The organism is Paractinoplanes bogorensis, assembly GCF_018829635.1.
GTDB lineage: Bacteria > Actinomycetota > Actinomycetes > Mycobacteriales > Micromonosporaceae > Actinoplanes > Actinoplanes bogorensis.
On record NZ_JAHKKG010000004.1, the window covers coordinates 459,538 to 480,097 of the forward strand.

The window sequence follows — 20,560 nt, forward strand, 5'->3', positions numbered from 1 at the left end:
GAAACTTTCGTCGCGGAGTTCCGGAAGTATTGCACATTCCGCGACCGATAAGGGCACGTGCACAGGTCTGATCTCGGGGCAGCCGGGGTAAGGCGCTTTCCATGCCTCTCGTCGCCGGTCGCTACCGCCTCGGCCAGACCCTGGGCGAGGGCGGCATGGGCAAGGTCTGGCAGGCCCGCGACGAGGTGCTCGAACGCGACGTCGCCATCAAGGAAGTGCTGCTCCCGGCCGATCTGGTCGCCGCCGAACGCGACTCGGCCCACCGCCGCACGCTGCGCGAGGCCCGCGCCGCGGCCCGGCTCGGTCACCCCAACGTGGTGCAGGTCTTCGACGTGTTCGACGTGGACGGACGGGTGTGGATCGTGATGGCCTACGTGCCGTCCCGCTCGCTGCACGAGGAGATGCGCGCCGACGGCCCGCTCGACCCCCGCCGGACCGCCCGCATCGGCCTCGACCTGCTGGCCGCCCTGCGCGCCGCCCACGCGGCCGGCGTCGACCACCGCGACGTGAAGCCCGCCAACGTCCTGCTGGCCGACGACGGCCGCGTGCTGCTGACCGATTTCGGCATCGCCACCATCGAAGGTGACAGCCTGATCAGCAGCTCCGACATGCTGCTGGGCTCACCCGAATACATGTCGCCCGAACGCGCGAAGTACGGCACCGCCGGCTTGGCCTCCGACCTGTGGTCCCTGGGCGCGACCCTCTACGCGGCGGTCGAGGGCCGCTCGCCCTTCCACCGCGCCAACGCCCTGGCCACACTGACCGCGCTGGCCGCCGACGAACCCGATCCGCCCCGGCAGGCCGGTCCGCTCGAGCCGGTGCTGCTCGGCCTGCTGCGCAAGGATCCGGCCGAACGCATAGACGCGGCCGAGGCGGAACACCTGCTGCGCGCGGCGGTCACCGAGGCCTACGGTCACGCCCTTGTTCCCGTACGCGATCAGGCCTCCACAACCGCAGACCTGGCCCTACCTCCGCCGCTCCCTCTCCCCGTACCCGAGGACCCCGCCCCCGCCGACCCCGCGCCCGGCTCCGATTCCCCGCCGTCCGCCGCCTCCGCCGGTCCCTCGATCCCCACCCAGCGAGCGCCGTCGTCATCGCGTGACCCGTCACGTGACCCGTCATCGCGTGACCCGTCGGGTGACTCGCTATCGCCTGACCCGTCACAGCTTGGCCCGTCGCCCCTGCGCGACCCGTTACGGCTTGACCCGTCGCGTGACCCGTCACCGCATGACTCGTCGCCCTCGCGTGACCCGTTGCGGCGATGGCTTGTTGTCGCGGGGAGTGTGGTCCTGGTCCTGGTGGCGGTGGGAGTCGTCTGGGCCATGAACCGCTCCGATTCGGAAGCGCCGACCGGGGCCGCACCGCAGGCTGTCTCGGCGCCCGCCACGCCAGGCTCGGCCGCGCCGTCGTCCCCGGCGGCGACCTCCGCGGCCCCGTCATCCTCATCCTCATCCTCGTCGTCGTCCGGGGCGGGGACCTCGTCGGCGCCGGCCGGGGCGGGGCTGCCCGCGCTGCCCGGCGGGTGGCGGGACTACCGCGACAGCACCGGGTTCGCGGTCTACGTGCCGGACGGGTGGACGCGGTCGCGGGAGGGCACGATGGTCTACTTCCGCAGCGGCTCGCGGGTGCTCGGCATCGACCAGACGAAGACGCCGGCCAAGGACCCGGTCGCCGACTGGGAGGGCAAGTCGCGCTATCGCGTTGATCGCGGCGACTTCCCGTCCTACCGGGAGATCGGCATCGACGCGGTCGACTACTTCGAGAAGGCCGCCGACTGGGAGTTCACCTTCACCCGGGGCGGCGTCCGGCAGCACGTCAACAACCGGGGCGTGGTCACCTCGGACACCCAGGCCTACGGCTTCTACTGGCAGACCCGGGACGCCGACTGGGACCGTTACCGCGGCGAGCTCGACCTGGTCTTCGACAGCTTCCGACCGGCCGGCTGACGATTGGCTGGAACGCACGGGCGAATCTCTCCACCGAGTTTGCCCGCGCCCGCGAGCCGGGTCGAACGTGGTTCCACCGAATCCGATTCACCGGAGGAAACCATGAACCACGCCGAGAAACTGGCCCGCGACGTGCTCGAAGCCTTGAACACCGGCCACATCGCCGCCGTCGGGCCGCTCGTGGCCGAGGACTTCACCGACCACGGTGCGCCGCCGTGGGCGCCTCCGGGCCGGGCCGGCTACCTGCAGATCCTGGGCTTCCTGCACACCGTGCTCGAACTGCGCTACGAACTGCACGACGTCGTCGCCGACGGGGACCGGGTCGCCGTCCGGGCCACCGCCCACGGCCGGCACAACAGTGACCACCTGGGCTTCCCGGCGACCGGACGTCCGTACGCGATGCCCACCATGCACCTCTACCGGGCCGAGCGCGGAGTCCTGGCCGAGCACTGGGGTGTGCGGGACGAGCTGGCGGTGCTGTGGCAGGTGGGATCCCTGCCGGTCCCGCAGCCGGTCACACTGGGCGGGGGTGGCGTTTCCGTCGGCTGAGGAGGGTGGCGGTGCCGGAGCGACGGTATTCGAGTGACGTGCGGGCGGAGCAGCGGCGGGCCAGCCGGGAGCGGGTGCTCGAGGCGGCGCGGGTGTTGCTGGTACGACGCGGATTCGGCGGAACGACGGTGGAAGCGATCGCCGGACGCGCGGGGGTCAGCGTGCAGACCGTCTACAACGTCGTGGGTGGCAAGGCCGCCGTGCTCAAGGCCGTCTACGACACCGCATTGGCGGGAGACGACGAACCGGTGCCGATGATCGAGCGGCCCACCGCCCGGGCCATGCGTGGCGCGGCCGACGGGCGCGAGTTCCTGCGCCTCTACGCCCGGATGGGGCGGGAGATGTACGAGCGGGCCGGACCGCTGCTGCCGATCCTGGCCGAGGGGGCGGCGGGGGACCGGGAGGTACGGGCCTTCACCGGCACCATCGAGGACGAGCGCGCCGCCGGTACGGCGGGGGTCGCGGGACTGGTCCGCGAGCGGTTCGGTCTCCGGGGCGACCTGACCGTCGGTGAGGCGGGCGACATCCTCTGGACGCTCACCTCGCCCGACACGGCCCTGCGCCTGATCCACCGCCGGGGCTGGTCCCTCGACCGTTACGAGGCGTGGCTGGGCCGGACGATGGCGGACGCCCTGCTGATCGAGGGCGACTGACACTGCGGGCCCCGCTTACTGACACCGCGCGTGGTGCGGAGGTTGCACGCCTGCCCGCGTACGGGCAATGGGGTGATGTTTGCACTGGTGGGAGGGCATGTCGGAAATCGGCAGGTCCACTCTGTACCGATCATCGAAGCGGATCGATAGCCTGTGGTTCCGACTCTTTCGACTCACGGGGAGGCCCACGATGGGCCGAGCGAAGAAGGTTCTGGGCATTCTGATCGTGTCTGTGCTGGCGCTGGCCGGCTGTGGCACCGATGACGACAGCAGCAGCGGTGGCAGTGGCGATCCGCAGCTGCGCAAGATCACCTATCTGACCGCCTTCGGTGCGGCCGGGCGCGACGCCTTCGTGTGGACGGCGCGTGAGAAGGGCTACTTCCGCGACGCCGGGTTCGACGTCGACATCAAGCTCGGCGCCGCGACCAGCGAGAACCTCAAGGCGCTGGCCGCCGGGCAGACCGATTTCGCCATGCTCGACCTGACCGGCGGGATCATCCTGGCCGGGCAGGGCAAGTTCAAGGACTTCCGGGCCGTCGCCGCGGTGCAGCAGCAGACCGTGGTCTCGATCGTCGCCCCCGCCGACGGGCCGGTGAAGAAACCCACCGATCTCAAGGGCAAGACGCTGGGAGCGGCGACCGGTTCGGTGAATCAGTCACTGTTCCCGGCGTACGCGAAAAAGGCGGGACTGGACCCGGCCTCGGTGAAATGGGTCAACACCACTCCGCAGCAGGTGCCGGCGCTGCTCGCGGCCGGGCGGGTCGACGCGTTGAGCACGTTCCTGATCGGGCGGCCGGGCATCGAGAAGGCGGCGGGCAAGCCGATGATCGTGCTGCCGTACTCCGACTATCTGCCCGACCTGTACGGCAACGCGCTGGTCACCAGCGCCGACCTGGCCGGCCGCGACCCCGATCTGGTCAAACGGTTCAAGGAGGCGGCGCTCAAGGGGCTGGCCGACGCGATCGCCGACCCCAAAGCGGCGGGCGAACTGCTGCACAAGGAGAACCCGGCGAGTGCGGCCGCTGCCGCGGAGGCGGAGATCCGGCTGATGACGCCCTACACGCAACCGCTCGGTGGGCTCGACTCCGGGAAGGTCACCCGGGCCATCAAGCTGCTCTCCGACACGGGCCTGTTCCCGGCCGGGCTGACCGCCGAACAGGTGATGGCCCGGTGACCACCAACGGGACGGCTGCCGCCTACGCGTTCAACAACGACGACCCGGCCGCGGTCAACCGGATGAGCAGCCTGTCGGCCATGCTCGACGGGCTGACCACTCGGCGCCTGGCGAGCATCGGGCCGCTGCCGGGGCGACGCTGCCTCGAACTGGGCGCGGGTGGTGGCAGCGTCGCGGGCTGGCTCGCCGCCCAGGGCGCCGACGTGACGGCGACCGACATCAACGTGCGGCACCTGCCCGGCGACGCGCCCTACCGGGTGCTGCGGCACGACCTCGTGAACGAGCCGCTGCCGCCGGGGGAGTGGGATCTGATCCACTCGCGGCTGCTGCTCCTGCACCTGCCGCAGCGGGAGGAGATCGTGCGGCGGCTCGTCGCGGCGCTCGCTCCCGGGGGCGTGCTGCTGCTCGAGGACTTCGAGACCACGTACGGGAAAGGGGTCTTGCGCGCCGCGACCGGGAAGGACGCCGAGGCGTACGAGCAATATCACCGCGCCCTGATCGGCACGGTGCTGCCGGCCCTGGGCAACGACCCGGCGTGGGCCGGACGGATGCACGCCTACCTGGTCGACCTGGGTCTGACCGATGTGGACACCGAGGTGCACGCGCGTTCGTGGCCGGGCGGCTCGCCGGGCGCCGGCCTGATCGTCGCCAACATCGTGCAGCAGCGCCGGGCCCTGGTCGAGGCCGGTGTGCCCGACGCGGTGCTCGACCGGGTGCTCGAGATGATGGCCGATCCCGGCGTGGTGGTGCGCGGCCACCTGGTCTATTCCACGCTGGGCCGCCGTCGGCGATGAGAACCGTGGAGGGCGCGGCGCCCGAGGCGCCGCGGCGGATGGTGCTGCGGACGGTGTCTCATCTCGTCGCGCCACTGGTGGCCGTGGTGGTGGCGATCGCGCTCTGGTGGGGTGCGACGGTGGCGTGGGGCATCAAGCCGTTCTTCGTGCCGTCGCCGCCCGACATCGTCGAGGCGTTCCGGCGCGAGCCCGCCTATCTGCTGCGCGAACTGGTCGCGACCATGGCCGCCACCGCGGCCGGCTTCGCGCTGGCCGCGGTCGGTGGCGTGCTGCTCGCCGTCGTGCTGACCACATCGCGCACGCTCGAGCGGGCAGTCCTGCCGCTGCTCATCGCCGTCAACGCCATCCCCAAGGTCGCGGTCGCGCCGCTGCTGGTGGTGTGGCTGGGTTTCGGACCGCAGCCGAAGATCGTGCTGGTCGTGCTGATCGCGTTCTTCCCGATCGTGCTGGCGTCGGCCGCCGGGCTGACGTCGACCCCGGTCGAGCTGACCGAGTTCGCGCGGTCGCTGGACGCCTCGTTCCTGCAGACCTACCTGCGGTTGCGACTGCCGTGGGCGCTGCCGCAGATCTTCGTCGGCCTCAAGGTGGCGGTGTCGCTGGCCGTGATCGGCGCGGTGGTCGCCGAGATCAGCAACCCGGATGCCGGCCTGGGCTCGGTTGTCGTCCTGTCGAGCACGTCGGCCGATACGCCGATGGCCTTCGCCGCGATCACGTTGCTGGCCGCGCTGAGCGTGACCCTGTTCTACGTGGTGACCGCCCTCGAGCGCGTCCTGATCCCGTGGGCCCGGGAGATCAGCGGCTGAGCGGCCGCGGATGGATTTCGACCGCGAACGGCTGCTCAAAGACCAGTGGCTCGTCGCCCTTGGCGGTCGCGGCCTCGACGTAGCTGTCACCGTTGCGCCGGCACAGCGTCAGCTTGACCTCCTGATAGTCGGGCAGGCCGGGGTCGACAAGCAGGTACCAGTCGATCCTCGCGGCCGCGTAAATGTGGCGCTTCGTGACCCGGTCCATCGTCGTGCTGCTCGGCGACAGAATCTCGGCGACAAGAGCCGTGTCCCCAGCCTCCGCGCAGATGCTGGGCGGCACGCGGTCGTCCACCACGACGACGTCGGGGATCAGGATGGTGTCCGCCTGGATGCGCAGGTTGATCGCCCGGTAGACCATCAGGCCGGCCGCGCCGGCCGCCTCCTCCATCAGCCGGTGCAGTCGATAGGCGATTGCCTGATGGCTCATGTGCGGACCCGGACTGACCCAGAGTCCTCCGTCGAGCAGTTCGACACGATTGATGCACTCGCCGAGCGCGAAGAATTCATCCTCGGTCCACGGGCCCGGATGCATCAGAAGTCGAGCAGGTCGGTCGTGTGCATCTCGAACGGGAACGGCTCGGCCGACACCAGGGTCTCGCCGGGCTGGGCGACCGCCGCCTCGACGTATTGGTCGCCCTCGCGGTGGAGGAGGCGGACGGTGACGGTGGCCCAGTCGGGCAGCGCGGGCTCGACGAGCAGGTACCAGTCGATGCCGGCCGCGGCGTAGAGATGTCGTTTCAGCAGCCGGTCGACGCAGGTCGTGTGGGGCGAGCCGACCTCGGCGACCAGGGCGATCCCGCTCGCCTCGGCGAACAGCCCGAGACGGTCCCACTGGCCGACGACCACGTCCGGGTTGAGGACGCGCTCGGGGCCGAGTCTGAGGTTGATCGTCATCACGCCGCGGAGGCCGGCCGCTCGGGCGCCGGGAAGCAGGGCCGTCAGCACCTGCCAGCAGATGCCCTGGTGCGGCATTCCCGGCGACGGGCTCGACCACAGGCTGCCGTCGATCAGTTCGATCCGGGCGTCCGTCACGCCGAGAGCGAAGTATTCCGCCTCGGTATAGGGCGCAGGGTGATCCAGCTTGGCGTCGGTCATGACCGCGACCGTCTCACGCCTAGTTGGCGTGCGTCAAGATGTCAGCGCGCCACCGACAGGGCCGGGGCGCGCGCGGCGTCGGCCAGGTGGGCGGCCACGGCCGCGTGGTCGGTGGCGATCAGGCCCACGGTGACGCGCAGGTGCGGGGTGGTGGGGCCGGCCGCGAAGGCGGTGCCCGCGGCCGCCGCGATGCCGTTACTGGCCAGGGAGATCAGGGCCGCCTGCTCGTCGGCGACCGGCAGCCACAGGTTGAGGCCGTCGCCCGCCGGTAGGTCCAGGCCGAGACCGGCCAGCGCCGTCACGACCAGGTGGCGGCGGCGGGCGTATTCGTCGCGGGCCGCCGCCACGGCCGCCACCGAGGACGGGTCGGTCAGCAGGGCCAGCAGCAGGTGCTGGAGGAGGCGGCTGGTCCAGCCCTGGCCGAGCAGGCGCCGTTCCAGCACCGGGTCGAGCACGGCCGCGGGGGCGGTGACGGCGGCCAGGCGCAGGTCGGGGCCGTGCGACTTGGAGAAGCTGCGGACGTGCACGGTCTGGCGAGGCAGGTGCGACCCCAGCGACTGCGCGGGGGCCGAGGACACGTCGCCGGCCGAGTCGTCCTCGACGGCGTAGACGGACGGTGCGGTCGCCAGCACCGTGGCCAGCGCGGCCGTCCGGGCCGGCGACCACGACGCGCCGGTGGGGTTGAGGGCCCGGGGCTGCAGGAACACGGCCGAGGGGCGCTGGGCGAGGCCGGCCGCCAGCGCGGACGGCAGCATCCCGGAATCGTCGGTCTCGGCCCCGATCACCTGCACGCCGAGCGATTCGAGTAGGTCGAGCAGCGGCGGGAAGCACGGATTCTCCACCACCGCGCGGTCGCCGATCCGCAGCAGCGACGACGCCACGTGGTCGATGGCGTCCATCGCGCCGTCGAAGATCGCGATGCGTTCGCACGGGAACGGCCAGGAGCTGCGGAGAACCGCCGAAAGCGAGGGCAGGACCGGTTCGTCGAGATAGCTGGTCGGCGCGGGGGAGAGGCCGGCCAGGGCGGGCAGCGGGGGCAACAACTGCGGATCCGGTACGCCGGTGGAGAGGTCGAGCGCGAAGCCACTCCGTCCGCGCAGCGCCGCCCGGTAACGCCCCGGACCGTCGGCCCGGGAGGTGGCGACGACCGTGCCGCGGCGCCCGTCGGTCTGGATCGTGCCCGCGCGGCGCAGCAGCTGCCAGGCGGCGTTGACCGTGGTCGGAGACATGTGAAGAGCAGCGGCGACCGTCCGTACGGGAGGAAGCTTGCTCCCAGGCGCAAGCACCCCGTCGCCCACCGCGCGTCCGACCGCCTCGGCCAGTCCCCGCGCCGACAGGTCGGTCACACGAAGCTCAGAAAACACTTTGTTACCGTACGTTTCAAGCATTGTTCGGTCCAGAGGTGTTACGTAATCTCGGTTCATGAATCGGATTACGCACTGGATCGGCGGCGCCGCGCGCCCCGGCACGTCGGGCCGGGTCGGCCCCGTCTTCAATCCGGCCACCGGCGAGCAGACCTCCGAGGTCGACCTCGCCTCCGCCGCCGAGGTCAGCGAGGCGGTCGCCGTCGCCCGGCAGGCCGCGCAGGAGTGGCGCTCGGCGTCGCTGGCCAAGCGGAGCACGGTGCTGTTCAAGTTCCGCGAGCTGCTCGCCGCGCAGACCCAGGAGCTGGCCGCGATCATCACCAGCGAGCACGGCAAGGTGCTCTCGGACGCGGCCGGCGAGGTGGCCCGCGGTCTGGAGAATGCCGAGTTCGCGACCGGCATCCCGCACCTGATGAAGGGTTCGTTCTCGGAGCAGGCGGCGACCGGCGTCGACGTCTATTCGATCAAGCAGCCGCTCGGGGTGGTCGCGGGCATCACGCCGTTCAACTTCCCGGCCATGGTGCCGCTGTGGATGTGCACCACGGCGATCGCGGCCGGCAACGCGTTCGTGCTCAAGCCCAGTGAGAAGGACCCGTCGTCGGCCCTGTTCCTGGCTCGGTTGTGGAAGGAGGCCGGCCTGCCCGAGGGCGTCTTCACCGTCGTCAACGGCGACAAGGAGGCGGTCGACGCCATCCTGACCCACCCCGACATCGCCGCGGTCAGCTTCGTCGGCTCGACCCCGATCGCGAAGTACATCTACGAGACCGGCACCGCGCACGGCAAGCGCGTGCAGGCCCTCGGCGGCGCCAAGAACCACATGGTCGTGCTGCCCGACGCCGAGCTCGACGCGGCCGCCGACGCCGCGGTCAACGCCGCCTACGGTTCGGCCGGCGAGCGCTGCATGGCCGTCTCGGTCGTGGTGGCCGTCGGCGACGTGGCCGGCCCGCTGGTCGACGCGATCGCGGCCCGCCTGCCCAAGCTGAAGATCGGCGCCGGCACCGACCCGGAGTCGCAGATGGGCCCGCTGATCACCGCGCAGCACCGCGAGAAGGTGGCCGGCTACATCGCCCGGGGTGCCGCCGAGGGTGCCACCGTGGTCGCCGACGGGCGCGAGGCCGAGGTGCCGGGCGACGGCTACTTCCTCGGGGTCACGCTGCTCGACAACGTGAAGCCCAGCATGGACGTCTACGTCGACGAGATCTTCGGGCCGGTGCTGGCCGTGGTGCGCGCCGAGACGTACGCGGAAGCCGTGGCTCTGATCAACGACAACGAGTACGGCAACGGAACCGCGATCTTCACCCGCGACGGCGGGGCCGCCCGGCAGTTCCAGTTCGACGTGAACGCGGGCATGGTCGGCGTCAACGTGCCGATCCCGGTGCCGGTGGCCTACTACTCGTTCGGCGGGTGGAAGGCGTCGCTGTTCGGCGACACCCACATGTACGGGCCGGACGGCATCCACTTCTTCACCCGCAGCAAGGTCGTCACGTCGCGCTGGCCCGACCCGGGCACGTCCGCGATCGACCTCGGCTTCCCGACGAACCGATGAGCGCCGCCGAGGTCAGGGCGAACGATCGCGCCCACGTCTTCCACAGCTGGTCGGCCCAGGGCCTGATCGACCCGCTCCCGATCGAGGGCGCGCTGGGCAGCTACTTCTGGGACTACGAGGGCAACAAGTTCCTCGACTTCTCGTCGCAGCTGGTCAACGTGAACATCGGGCACCAGCACCCGCGCCTGGTGGCAGCGATCCAGGAGCAGGCGGCCAAGCTGTGCACGATCCAGCCGGCGTTCGCCAACGACAAGCGCGGTGAGGCGGCCCGCCTGATCACCGAGCTGGCGCCCGAGAAGCTGAACAAGGTGTTCTTCACCAACGGCGGCGCCGAGGCCAACGAAAATGCGATCCGGCTGGCCCGCGGGCACACCGGCCGGCAGAAGATCCTGTCGACCTACCGCAGCTATCACGGCGGCACGACGACGGCGATCGCCGCCACCGGCGACCCGCGCCGCTGGGCCAACGAGGGCACCGCGGTCGGGCTGGTGCACTTCTGGGGCCCGTACCCGTACCGGTCGCCGTTCTATTCGGACAGCGCCGAGCAGGAGACCGAGCGCGCGCTCAAGCACCTCCGCGACACGATCGTCTTCGAGGGCGCCGGCACGGTCGCGGCCGTGCTGCTCGAGACGGTGGTCGGCACCAACGGCATCCTGGTGCCGCCGCCCGGCTATCTGCAGGGCGTCCGGGCGATCTGCGACGAGTTCGGCATCGTGTTCATCGCCGACGAGGTGATGGCCGGCTTCGGGCGCTGCGGCGAGTGGTTCGCGGTCGACCGCTGGGGCGTCGCGCCCGACGTGATCACCTTTGCCAAGGGGGTCAACTCCGGTTATCTCCCGCTCGGCGGCGTGATCATTTCGGACGACATCGCCGAGACGTTCCGGGAGCGGCCGTTCCCCGGAGGTCTGACGTATTCGGGCCATCCGCTCGCTTGCGCGTCGGCCGTCGCCTCCATTGAGATCTTCAAGGAGGAGGGGATCGTCGAGCACGCCCGCGCGATCGGCGACGACGTCATCGCGCCGGGGCTGGCCGAGCTGGCCGACAGGCATCCGAGTGTGGGGGAGGTACGCGGGCTGGGCGTCTTCTGGGCGATCGAGCTGGTGCGCGACCGGGCCACCCGCGAGCCGCTGGTGCCGTTCAACGCCTCCGGCGCGGCCGCCGGGCCGATGAACGAACTGGCCGCGGCCTGCAAGAAGGAGGGGCTCTGGCCGTTCACCCACTTCAACCGGGTGCACGTCGCGCCGCCCTGCACGGTCACCGCCGACGAGGTGCGCGAGGGTCTGTCGATCCTCGACCGCGCACTGTCGGTGGCCGACAAGTATTACCGGGGCTGACGCGGGATTGCGTAGCTGTGAACGGCGCTGAACGCCGATTCCGTTTCAGGTTTGGAAAATAGTTTCGGATTCCCTTGTCTTCCGTCCTTCGCATGTGTCAAGGTCTCGCAGTCGATTTGTGTGGGAGCTGTCACAGGCCCGCTACTGGAGGTCCTATTCCGTGAGCGCCGCGCTGCCCGTTCTGCGTAACTTTGTCGGTGGCGAATACGTCGAAACCGCAGACCAGGCCACCTCGCAGGTGATCGACCCGAGCACCGGGGAGGCGTACGCGCTCGCGCCGGTCTCGACCGGGGCCGACGTGGACGCGGCGATGACGGCGGCGGGGGCCGGCTTCGAGATCTGGCGCGACGCCACCCCGGCCGAGCGCCAGCGGGCCCTGCTCCGGATGGCCGACGCGGTCGAGGCCCGGGCCGACGAGATCATCGCGGCCGAGTGCCGGAACACCGGCAAGCCGGTCGAGGCGACCCGGGCCGAAGAGATGGGACCGCTGCTGGACGAGCTCCGCTTCTTCGCCGGGGCGGCGCGGGTCCTGGAAGGCAAGTCCGCGGGGGAGTATCTGCGCGACCACACGTCCTACGTACGGCGTGAGCCGATCGGCGTGTGCGCGCAGATCACCCCGTGGAACTATCCGATGGTGATGGCGGTGTGGAAGTTCGCCCCGGCCATCGCGGCGGGCAACGCCGTGGTGCTCAAGCCGTCGGACACCACCCCGGTCAGCACGCTGCTGCTGGCCGAGATCGCCGCCGAGTTCCTGCCGCCGGGCGTGCTCAACGTGGTCTGCGGCGAGCGGGACACCGGCCGGGCGCTGGTCGCCCACCCGGCGCCGCAGCTCGTCTCGATCACCGGCTCGACCCGGGCCGGCATGGAGGTCGCGGTCTCGGCCGCCGCCGATCTCAAGCGGGCCCACCTCGAACTGGGCGGCAAGGCGCCGGTCATCGTGTTCGACGACGCCGACATCGCCGCCACCGCGCAGGCCATCGCCGGAGCGGGCTATTTCAACGCCGGTCAGGACTGCACCGCCGCCACCCGCGTGCTGGTGCACGGCCGGGTCGCCGCCGACTTCACCGACGCGCTGGCCGAGGCCGCGCGTAACACCCGGGTCGGTGCGCCGGACGACACCGAGGCCTACTTCGGCCCGGTCAACAACGCCGGCCAGCTCTCCCGCGTGCAGGGCTTCCTCGACCGCACGCCCGACCACGCCAGCATCGTGGCCGGCGGCAAGCGGATCGGCGAGCGCGGCTACTTCCTCGAGCCGACCGTCGTCGCCGGTCTGCGGCAGCGCGACGAGATGGTGCAGGACGAGGTCTTCGGCCCGGTCATCACCGTCCAGTCGTTCGACGACGAGGACGCCGCGGTCCGCTGGGCCAACGACGTCCGGTTCGGTCTGAGCGCCAGTGTCTGGACCCAGAATCACGGCCGCGCGATGCGCGTGTCGCGCCGCCTCGACTTCGGTGCGGTGTGGATCAATACTCATCTGCCGTTCGTGTCCGAGATGCCGCATGGCGGATTCGGCCACTCCGGGTACGGCAAGGACCTTTCGATGTACGGGTTCGAGGAGTACACCCGGATCAAGCACGTAATGAGCTACCTCGGCTGACCGCCCCCCGTCCTGCGCGAAGCGCTGATAACAGAGGAACGCCATGACCACCCCCCAGCACAGCCGCGACACCCCGGCGATCGAGTTCGTCGGGGTCAACAAGAACTACCTGTCGCACGGCGAGACGGTGCCCGCCGTCAAGCGGACCGACCTGGCCATCGGGCAGGGTGAGTTCTTCTCGCTGCTGGGCCCGTCGGGCTGCGGCAAGACGACGACCATGCGCATGATCGCCGGGTTCGAGGAGCCGACCGCGGGCCAGGTGATGCTCGACGGCCAGGACGTCACCGGCGTGGCCGCCAACAAGCGTGACGTCAACATGGTGTTCCAGTCCTATGCGCTCTTCCCGCACCTGAACACGTACCAGAACGTGGCTTTCGGTCTGGAACGCAAGAAGGTCGCCAAGAGCGAGATCAGCCGCCGGGTCGGCGAGATCCTCGAGATCGTGTCGCTGACCGGCATGGAGAAGCGCGCGCCCAAGGAGATGTCGGGCGGCCAGCAGCAGCGGGTCGCGCTGGCCCGGGCCCTGGTCAACCGGCCGCGGGCGCTGCTGCTGGACGAGCCGCTGGGCGCCCTCGACCTCAAGCTGCGCCAGCAGATGCAGATCGAGCTCAAGCGCATCCAGCGCGAGGTCGGCATCACGTTCGTCTACGTCACCCACGACCAGGGCGAGGCGCTGACGATGTCGGACCGGATCGCGGTCATGAACGCCGGCGTGATCGAGCAGCTCGGCACGCCGCGCGAGATCTACGAGAAGCCGGCGACCCGGTTCGTGGCCGGCTTCATCGGCACGTCGAACATCGTCGACGGGCACGTCGACCGGGTCGAGGGCGGGCTGGCCCTGCTCAGCTACACGACGCAGGACCGGGTGGTCGTACCGGCGTCACAGTCCGTACGCACCGGCGACAAGCTCGAGGTGTCGATCCGTCCGGAAAAGATCGACTTGCACCGGGGCGTGCCCCCGGTGACTGCTACGGGGGGCAGTGTTCTTTCGGGGACAGTGACCGAGGTCGTTTATCACGGAACCTCAACGAATTACACGGTATCCACGGCCGCAGGCGCAGATTTCACAGTCTTCGATCAAAATGCATCGAGCGCCGACGACCTTGCCGATCGCGGCGACCGTGTCTATCTCACCTGGGCCCCCCAGCACTCATACATGATCGGAGTCTGAATGTCCGCGTCGAACTTTTCCGACCCCTCCCTGGTTCGCGGCCTGACCCAGCGTCGCTTCGGCCGTCGGGACGCACTTCGGCTCTCCGGACTCGGCGCCCTGGGCGCCGCCCTCGCCGCCTGTGGCGTGCAGGGACAGGGCACGCAGGCGCCGCCGAGCGCCGAGCCCGACGCCGTCGCCAAGTTCTGGGACGGCAAGGTCAAGAACGGTTCGCTCGACTTCGCGAACTGGCCGCTCTACATGGACCCTTCGAAGCCCGAGCTCAAGAAGTTCACCGCGGCGACCGGCATCAAAGTCAATTACCAGGAAGTCATCCAGGAGATGGGTCCCTGGTTCGCCAAGGTGCAGCCGCAGCTGTCGGCGGGCCAGTCCATCGGCTACGACCTGATGGTCATCACCAACAGCTTCCAGTTCACCCAGTTCCGCGACTCGGGCTTCCTGGCCCCGCTCGACCACTCGAAGCTGCCGAACTACGCCAAGAACGCCGGCGCCGCGTACAAGAAGGAAGCCTTCGACCCGGGCAACGCCTACTCGATCCCGTGGGCCTCGGGCATGACCGGCATCGCCTACGACGAGAGCAAGACCGGCCCGATCAAGGGTCTGGCCGACCTGTGGGACAAGCGTCTCAAGGGCAAGGTCGGCATGTTCTCCGACATCCAGGAGCTCGGCAACTTCGGCCTCATGAAGATCGGCGTCGACCCGGCCAAGTCGACCGAGGACGACTGGAAGAAGGCGGCCGACGAGCTCAAGAAGCAGAAGGACGACGGCATCGTCCGCAACTACTACGACCAGAGCTACATCGACGCGCTCGGCAGCGGCGAGGTGTGGGCGACCCAGGCCTGGTCGGGCGACATCTTCCAGAAGAACATCTCGGACGGGACGAACTTCAAGTTCATCATCCCGGAAGAGGGCGGCACGATCTGGACCGACAACATGACGATCCCGATCACCGCCAAGAACCCGGTCGACGCGATCATGATGATGGACTTCTTCTACGAGGTCGAGAACGCCGCGACGATCGCCGAGTACATCAACTACGTCTGCCCGGTGCCCGCGGCGCAGCCGGTGATCCGCCAGCACGCGGCCAAGCTGAGCGGCGACGACAAGAGCGCCCTGCTCGACGTGGCCGACTCCAAGCTGGTGTTCCCGACCGCCGAGGAGTACGCCAAGCTGCACTACTACGTCGCGTTCGAGGCGACCAGCGAGCAGCAGAAGTTCCAGAAGACGTTCGAACCTATCGTGCTGGGATGATATGAACCGCGTAAAGAACAAGATCGCGCCCTACCTGCTGGTTCTGCCCGGCGGGCTCTGGTTGCTGATCTTCTTCGCGGTGCCGATGGTCGCGATGTTGTCGCTCTCCCTCCAGGAGGGCGACATCGTGAACGGTTACCGCTTCACCGGGCACTGGCAGACGTACACGGAGGCCATCTCCAACTACGACACGCAGATCATCCGGTCGCTCATCTACGGCGCCGTCGCCACGCTGATCCTGATCGTGCTGGCGTTCCCGGTGGCGTACTGGATCGCCTTCTACGGCGGCAAGCGCAAGGCGACGTACCTCTTCCTGGTCCTGCTGCCGTTCTTCGTGTCGTTCGTGCTGCGGACGATCTCGTGGCGGCAGATCCTGACCGACGAGGGCCCGCTGCTGCATCCGCTGCGCGAGGCCGGCCTGATCTCGCAGTCGTTCCACATCCTCGGCACGCCGACCGCGGTGATCCTGGGGCTGGTCTACAACTTCCTGCCGTTCATGGTGCTGCCGATCTATGTGGCCCTCGAGCGCATCGACCCGCGCGTGGTCGAGGCGGCGCGGGACCTGTACGCCAACCCGGCCACCACGTTCCGCAAGGTGATCTTCCCGCTCGCCCTGCCCGGCGTGTTCGCCGGCGTGCTCATGACGTTCGTGCCGGCCAGTTCGGACTACGTCAACTCCGAGGTGCTGGGCAGCTCCGAGACCACCATGATCGGCCAGGTCATCCAGGCCCAGTTCCTCGAGAACTCCGATTACCCGACGGCCTCGGCACTCTCCTTCGTGCTGATGCTCGTGCTGCTGATCGGCGTGTTCACGTACGCCCGCATCCTCGGCACCGAGGACGTCATGAAGGTGGCCGCACGATGACGACGACCACGGAACGGCCACCGGCCGCGGAGGTCGAGAAGGCCGCCCGGATCAAGCCCAAGCGGCGGATCACCGGCGGCGGGATCCTGCACGCCTGGACCTGGGTGATCATCGCCTGGCTGGTCCTGCCGATCCTCGTGATGATCCTGTTCGGCTTCAACGACACCCCGGGCCGCTACAACCAGACCTGGGTCGGGTTCACGTTCAAGTGGTACGGGCGCCTCTTCGAATACCCCGACCTCACCAGCGCCCTGGTCACGTCGCTGGTCATCGCGGTGGTGGCCAGCCTGCTCTCCGGCGCCCTGGGCACCGGCATCGGCTACGCCCTGGGCCGCTACCGCTTCCGCGGCTCCGGCTCGCTCAACCTGATCATGTTCGCGACGATGTCCTCGCCCGAACTGATCATGGGCGCGTCGCTGCTCAGCCTGTTCGTCTCGGCCGGCGCCGGCCTCGGCCCGGTGACGATCACGATCGCGCACGTCATGTTCTCGATCTCGTTCGTCGCCGTCGTCGTGCGGGCCCGGGTGATGACGCTCGACCGCTCGATCGAGGAAGCCGCGGCCGACCTGGGCGCGAGCCCGTGGACCACGTTCTGGAAGGTCACCTTCCCGATCATCCTGCCCGCCGTCTTCTCCGGTGTGCTGCTGGCGTTCGCGCTCTCCATCGACGACTTCATCGTCACCGCCTTCACGGCGGGCACCACCAAGACGTTCCCGCTGTGGATCTGGGGTGCGACTCGCGTCGGCCTCCCGCCGCAGGTCAACGTCATGGGCACGCTCATCTTCGCGGTCGGTGTGTTCTTCGCCCTGGCCGCCAACATCCGATCGTCGAGCAAGAGTAAGCGGGACTGATAACTCGTGCCTTCATCGTTGAAGGACGCGCTCTCCGAGCCCTACTGGCTCACCCAGGCGGGGGCCCCGGCCCCCGCCGCCCCGTTGGACGGCACCGACACCGCCGATCTGGTGGTCGTCGGGGCCGGCTACAGCGGCCTGTGGACCGCGCTGATGGCCAAGGAACGCGACCCCGGCCGCGACGTCGTGGTGATCGAGGCCGGGACGGCCGGTTGGGCGGCCTCGGGTCGCAACGGCGGGTTCTGCTCGGCGTCGCTCACCCACGGTTACGCCAACGGGGTGTCGCGCTTTCCCTCCGAGATGCCGGTGCTGGAGCGTCTCGGCCGCGAGAACCTCGACGAGATCGCCTCGACGGTCGACCGCTATGGCATCGAGTGCGATTTTTCCCGTACGGGGGAACTGAGCGTAGCGACCGCAGAATGGCAGTTGCGCGAGATGCGGGCGGAGCTGCGACCCGGTTTCGAGCTGCTCGACCGCGAGCAGGTCAGGGCCGAGGTCAACTCACCGACGTACGTGGGCGGGGTCTGGGACCGCGACGGCTGCGCCATGATCGACCCGGCGCGCCTGGTCTGGGGCCTGCGCGAGGCGTGCCTGTCGCTGGGCGTGCGCTTCTACGAGCAGTCGCCGGTCGAGCGCCTGGCTGTCCATGGGGCCGGGATGCGTCTGCACACCTGGCGTGGCCGGCTCTCCGCGGAAAAGGTGGCGCTCGCGACCGGCGCGCACGGCAAGCTGCTGCGCCGGCTCGGCCACTTCGTGGTTCCCGTGTACGACTACGCGCTGATGACGGCGCCGCTCACGCCCGCCCAGCTCGCCTCGATCGGCTGGTGTAACCGGCAGGGCATCGGCGACTCGGCCAACCAGTTCCACTACTACCGCCTGTCGGCCGACAACCGGATCCTGTGGGGCGGCTACGACGCGGTCTACTACAACGGCGGCCGCATCGACCCGTCCCACGACCAGCGCGAGGCCACGTTCGCCACTCTGGCTTCGCATTTCTACGAGACGTTCCCGCAGCTGGCCGAGGTGCCGTTCACGCACAAGTGGGGTGGCGTGATCGACACGTGCAGCCGGTTCAGCAGCTTCTTCGGCACGTCGCACGGCGGTCGCGTCGCCTACGCGGTGGGCTACACCGGTCTGGGCGTGGGCGCGACCCGCTTCGGCGCCAACGTGATGCTCGACCTGCTGACCGGCGCGCCCACCGAGCGCACCTCGCTCAAGATGGTCCGAAGCAAGCCGATCCCGTTTCCGCCGGAGCCGGTGCGCTCGGGCGTGATTCAGTTGACGCGCTGGTCGATCGCTCAGGCCGACCGCAACGCCGGCCGCCGCAACGTGTGGCTGCGAACCCTCGACAAGGTGGGCTTGGGCTTCGACTCCTGACGGGCTTCGGGGTCTGAGGTTCGATTCCTGAATCCGAAATGGGGGTTGGGGTTCGGATCCTGACGGGTTTATCGTGACTAGATGGCACACGACAACCCCGCCACGGAGCGGATCCCGAGAGACCTCGCGTCGATCGCCCAGATGCTCGGTGTTCCCACACCGGACTGGACTGAACAGGATGAAGCCGACTATCAGACATGGTTGCGAGAGGACGACGAGAAGCTTGCCGAAGTGATTGCCAGGCGAGCTGCGCGCGCCGGATGACCACCCGCCACCCTCCGCGAGTGCTCGACGCTTCTGCCGTTGTCGAGCTCCTTCAGGGTCACCCGATGATGATGACTATGCTCGCCGACGCGCTGGCGGGCTGGATCAACATGCTTCTGCCGGCCAGCGCGATCGCGGAAGCGCAGGCCGCGGTCAGGCTGCCGGCCTCGACGTGGGATCACATCCTGCGTCTGCACGGCACTGTCGTTCTGGATCTCACCGGGCGCAACGCCTTGGAGGTCGGAATTTTCGCAAGTCCCCGACTCGAGCATCATCCTGTACAGCCGCTCCTGACCGGTCCGCTGATGGCCGGGCACGTCCTTCAGGAAGCCGTCGAGACCAAAGCCGTGATCTTCACCCGAATTCCCGAGTTGTACGGCGGTCATGACGTAGCGGTGAGAGCAATCTGATCAATCTGACTGGCGGAGGGGGTTCGGGCCGTGTGTCCGGGCCCTCCGTCGTTCCCGTGGGCGTGTTGTACCGACTACGCACAGTCAGTTTCGGCGTTCGGCAAGGCTGGTGCGGGTCGTTGAGGTAACGCGGAAATAGTTGTTCCGACTCTTGCGTGCGACGGAATCAGTGAAATGATCGGGGCCACAAGCTTGAAGGAGTTGAGCCATGGCCTCGTCGGCCGAGTTGCACAAGCGCCGCGCCGCGGTTGTCGCCCGCGGGGTCAGCAGCATGATCCCGTCGTATGTGAGCGAGGCCGCCGGCGGCACGATGACCGATGTGGACGGGCGCGAGTGGATCGACTTCGCGGCCGGCATCGCGGTCACCAACGTCGGCAACGCCGCGCCCAAGGTCGTCGCGGCGGTGCAGGCTCAGGTCGAGCGGTTCACGCACACGTGCTTCATGATCGCGCCGTACGAGCAGTATGTCGCGGTCTGCGAGGAGCTGGCGGCGCTCACCCCGGGTGACTTCGAGAAGCGGTCGGCCCTGTTCAACTCGGGCGCCGAGGCGGTCGAAAATGCCGTGAAGATCGCCCGGCACGCCACCGGGCGGCAGGCCGTCGTCGTGTTCGACCACGCCTACCACGGGCGCACGAACCTCACGATGGCGCTGACGGCCAAGGTCATGCCGTACAAGCAGGGGTTCGGGCCGTTCGCGGGGGAGATCTACCGCGTCGCCATGTCCTATCCGCTGCGTGACGGGCGGAACGGGGCCGAGGCGGCCGCCTTCGCGATCGGGCAGATCGAGAAGACGGTGGGCGCGAGCAATGTCGCCGCCGTGCTGATCGAGCCGATCCAGGGCGAGGGCGGCTTCATCGTGCCGGCCGAGGGCTTCCTGCCGGCCATCGCGGCGTGGAGCAAAGCGGCCGGTGCCGTGTACATCGCCGACGAGATCCAGACGGGCTTCTGCCGTACGGGGGAATGGTTCGCCTCCACCCACGACGGCGTCGAGCCGGACCTGATCACCACGGCCAAGGGCATCGCGGGCGGATTGCCGCTGGCGGCGGTCACCGGCCGGGCCGAGATCATGGATGCCGTGCACCCGGGGGGACTCGGCGGCACGTACGGGGGAAACCCGATCGCCTGCGCCGCCGCGCTCGCCTCGATCGAGACGATGCGTGAGCTCGACCTGGCCGCGGCCGCCCGCCGCATCGAGTCGATCGCCCGGCCCCGGCTGGAGGCCCTGGCCGCCAAGCACCCCTCGATCGCCGAGGTGCGCGGACGCGGCGCGATGCTCGCCCTCGAGGTCGTGATACCCGGCGAGGACGGCCCGGCAGGCCCGGCGCCGGACGCCGCAGCCACCGCCGCGGTCGCCAAGGCCGCGCACGAGCTGGGCCTGCTCCTGCTGACCTGCGGCACCTACGGCAACGTGATCAGGCTGCTGCCGCCGCTGATCATCTCCGACGAGGAGCTCGATCGCGGACTCACGCTGCTCGAACAAGCTTTCGCCACCATTTAGGAAATCAGGAGCCCC

The 20,560-nt window shown here is 69.3% G+C and carries 20 protein-coding genes; 17 read left to right on the top strand and 3 right to left on the bottom strand.

Annotation, left to right across the window (positions count from 1 at the left end; genetic code table 11):
• Positions 1-101 precede the first annotated feature (101 nt).
• From KOI35_RS47330 to KOI35_RS14005, 6 genes are all read left to right on the top strand, one after another.
• On the top strand, positions 102-1,946 hold the full coding sequence (locus KOI35_RS47330) for a serine/threonine-protein kinase (protein WP_246613049.1): 1,845 nt from the start codon (positions 102-104) through the stop codon (positions 1,944-1,946).
• Positions 1,947-2,048: 102 nt separating this feature from the next.
• On the top strand, positions 2,049-2,495 hold the full coding sequence (locus KOI35_RS13985) for an ester cyclase (protein ID WP_215787371.1): 447 nt from the start codon (positions 2,049-2,051) through the stop codon (positions 2,493-2,495).
• 11 nt (positions 2,496-2,506) lie between these two features.
• Positions 2,507-3,148: a TetR/AcrR family transcriptional regulator gene (locus tag KOI35_RS13990; RefSeq protein ID WP_215787373.1), complete on the top strand. Its 642-nt coding sequence runs from the start codon at positions 2,507-2,509 to the stop codon at positions 3,146-3,148.
• A gap of 190 nt (positions 3,149-3,338) precedes the next feature.
• Complete coding sequence (locus KOI35_RS13995; protein ID WP_215787375.1) at positions 3,339-4,322, top strand: ABC transporter substrate-binding protein; 984 nt, start codon at positions 3,339-3,341, stop codon at positions 4,320-4,322.
• Positions 4,319-5,116 (top strand): methyltransferase domain-containing protein, encoded by a 798-nt coding sequence (locus tag KOI35_RS14000; protein ID WP_308120958.1) that lies wholly within the window; start codon positions 4,319-4,321, stop codon positions 5,114-5,116. The genes KOI35_RS13995 and KOI35_RS14000 overlap by 4 nt, the downstream gene beginning before the upstream one ends.
• A complete protein-coding gene (locus KOI35_RS14005) occupies positions 5,113-5,919 on the top strand; it encodes an ABC transporter permease (RefSeq protein ID WP_246613050.1) in 807 nt (268 codons plus the stop codon). Before KOI35_RS14000 ends, KOI35_RS14005 begins: the two co-directional genes overlap by 4 nt.
• On the opposite strand, the gene KOI35_RS14010 is transcribed toward KOI35_RS14005, so the two are convergent.
• Genes KOI35_RS14010 through KOI35_RS14020 form a run of 3 tightly spaced genes read right to left on the bottom strand, consistent with a single transcriptional unit; the run spans position 5,909 to position 8,381 of the window.
• Entirely contained in the window at positions 5,909-6,454 is a 546-nt protein-coding gene (locus tag KOI35_RS14010) for a Uma2 family endonuclease (RefSeq protein WP_215787377.1), read from the bottom strand. The genes KOI35_RS14005 and KOI35_RS14010 overlap by 11 nt on opposite strands.
• Positions 6,454-7,017 carry a Uma2 family endonuclease gene (locus KOI35_RS14015; RefSeq protein WP_215787379.1) on the bottom strand — a complete coding sequence of 188 codons (564 nt, stop codon included), beginning with the start codon at positions 7,015-7,017 and terminating at the stop codon, positions 6,454-6,456. The genes KOI35_RS14010 and KOI35_RS14015 overlap by 1 nt, the downstream gene beginning before the upstream one ends.
• A gap of 41 nt (positions 7,018-7,058) precedes the next feature.
• Positions 7,059-8,381, bottom strand: coding sequence for a GntR family transcriptional regulator (locus KOI35_RS14020; RefSeq protein ID WP_308120959.1), 1,323 nt, complete (start codon positions 8,379-8,381; stop codon positions 7,059-7,061).
• 58 nt (positions 8,382-8,439) lie between these two features.
• On the opposite strand from KOI35_RS14020, the gene KOI35_RS14025 reads away from it, so the two are divergent.
• From KOI35_RS14025 to gabT, 11 genes are all read left to right on the top strand, one after another.
• Entirely contained in the window at positions 8,440-9,927 is a 1,488-nt protein-coding gene (locus KOI35_RS14025) for a CoA-acylating methylmalonate-semialdehyde dehydrogenase (RefSeq protein ID WP_215787384.1), read from the top strand.
• Positions 9,924-11,261, top strand: a complete 1,338-nt coding sequence (locus KOI35_RS14030) for an aspartate aminotransferase family protein (protein ID WP_215787386.1) — start codon at positions 9,924-9,926, stop codon at positions 11,259-11,261. Before KOI35_RS14025 ends, KOI35_RS14030 begins: the two co-directional genes overlap by 4 nt.
• A gap of 160 nt (positions 11,262-11,421) precedes the next feature.
• The gene (locus KOI35_RS14035; protein ID WP_308120961.1) at positions 11,422-12,858 is read left to right on the top strand and encodes an aminobutyraldehyde dehydrogenase; all 1,437 of its coding nucleotides are present in this window, start codon (positions 11,422-11,424) and stop codon (positions 12,856-12,858) included.
• Between the two features lie 43 nt (positions 12,859-12,901).
• Positions 12,902-14,029 (top strand): ABC transporter ATP-binding protein, encoded by a 1,128-nt coding sequence (locus KOI35_RS14040; RefSeq protein WP_215787388.1) that lies wholly within the window; start codon positions 12,902-12,904, stop codon positions 14,027-14,029.
• Positions 14,030-15,280 (top strand): polyamine ABC transporter substrate-binding protein, encoded by a 1,251-nt coding sequence (locus KOI35_RS14045; RefSeq protein ID WP_215787389.1) that lies wholly within the window; start codon positions 14,030-14,032, stop codon positions 15,278-15,280.
• A gap of 1 nt (position 15,281) precedes the next feature.
• Positions 15,282-16,145 carry an ABC transporter permease gene (locus KOI35_RS14050; protein ID WP_215787391.1) on the top strand — a complete coding sequence of 288 codons (864 nt, stop codon included), beginning with the start codon at positions 15,282-15,284 and terminating at the stop codon, positions 16,143-16,145.
• Positions 16,142-16,996 (top strand): ABC transporter permease, encoded by an 855-nt coding sequence (locus tag KOI35_RS14055; protein ID WP_215787393.1) that lies wholly within the window; start codon positions 16,142-16,144, stop codon positions 16,994-16,996. The genes KOI35_RS14050 and KOI35_RS14055 overlap by 4 nt, the downstream gene beginning before the upstream one ends.
• A gap of 6 nt (positions 16,997-17,002) precedes the next feature.
• Complete coding sequence (locus KOI35_RS14060) at positions 17,003-18,373, top strand: NAD(P)/FAD-dependent oxidoreductase (protein ID WP_215787395.1); 1,371 nt, start codon at positions 17,003-17,005, stop codon at positions 18,371-18,373.
• A gap of 81 nt (positions 18,374-18,454) precedes the next feature.
• Positions 18,455-18,637, top strand: coding sequence for a hypothetical protein (locus KOI35_RS14065; RefSeq protein ID WP_215787397.1), 183 nt, complete (start codon positions 18,455-18,457; stop codon positions 18,635-18,637).
• A 20-nt stretch (positions 18,638-18,657) separates the two neighbouring features.
• On the top strand, positions 18,658-19,047 hold the full coding sequence (locus tag KOI35_RS14070; RefSeq protein WP_308120962.1) for a hypothetical protein: 390 nt from the start codon (positions 18,658-18,660) through the stop codon (positions 19,045-19,047).
• A 208-nt stretch (positions 19,048-19,255) separates the two neighbouring features.
• Positions 19,256-20,545, top strand: coding sequence for a 4-aminobutyrate--2-oxoglutarate transaminase (gabT, locus tag KOI35_RS14075; protein WP_215787401.1), 1,290 nt, complete (start codon positions 19,256-19,258; stop codon positions 20,543-20,545).
• Positions 20,546-20,560: the final 15 nt, after the last annotated feature.

Bases quoted from the DNA above. Each gene is read 5' to 3' on its own strand.
- KOI35_RS14030 (WP_215787386.1), top strand. From the start codon at position 9,924: ATGAGCGCCGCCGAGGTCAGGGCGAACGATCGCGCCCACGTCTTCCAC.
- gabT (WP_215787401.1), top strand. From the start codon at position 19,256: ATGGCCTCGTCGGCCGAGTTGCACAAGCGCCGCGCCGCGGTTGTCGCC.
- KOI35_RS14005 (WP_246613050.1), top strand. From the start codon at position 5,113: ATGAGAACCGTGGAGGGCGCGGCGCCCGAGGCGCCGCGGCGGATGGTG.
- KOI35_RS14065 (WP_215787397.1), top strand. From the start codon at position 18,455: ATGGCACACGACAACCCCGCCACGGAGCGGATCCCGAGAGACCTCGCG.
- KOI35_RS13995 (WP_215787375.1), top strand. From the start codon at position 3,339: ATGGGCCGAGCGAAGAAGGTTCTGGGCATTCTGATCGTGTCTGTGCTG.
- KOI35_RS47330 (WP_246613049.1), top strand. From the start codon at position 102: ATGCCTCTCGTCGCCGGTCGCTACCGCCTCGGCCAGACCCTGGGCGAG.
- KOI35_RS13985 (WP_215787371.1), top strand. From the start codon at position 2,049: ATGAACCACGCCGAGAAACTGGCCCGCGACGTGCTCGAAGCCTTGAAC.
- KOI35_RS14025 (WP_215787384.1), top strand. From the start codon at position 8,440: ATGAATCGGATTACGCACTGGATCGGCGGCGCCGCGCGCCCCGGCACG.
- KOI35_RS14015 (WP_215787379.1), bottom strand. From the start codon at position 7,017: ATGACCGACGCCAAGCTGGATCACCCTGCGCCCTATACCGAGGCGGAA.
- KOI35_RS14010 (WP_215787377.1), bottom strand. From the start codon at position 6,454: ATGCATCCGGGCCCGTGGACCGAGGATGAATTCTTCGCGCTCGGCGAG.
- KOI35_RS14040 (WP_215787388.1), top strand. From the start codon at position 12,902: ATGACCACCCCCCAGCACAGCCGCGACACCCCGGCGATCGAGTTCGTC.
- KOI35_RS14055 (WP_215787393.1), top strand. From the start codon at position 16,142: ATGACGACGACCACGGAACGGCCACCGGCCGCGGAGGTCGAGAAGGCC.
- KOI35_RS14050 (WP_215787391.1), top strand. From the start codon at position 15,282: ATGAACCGCGTAAAGAACAAGATCGCGCCCTACCTGCTGGTTCTGCCC.
- KOI35_RS14045 (WP_215787389.1), top strand. From the start codon at position 14,030: ATGTCCGCGTCGAACTTTTCCGACCCCTCCCTGGTTCGCGGCCTGACC.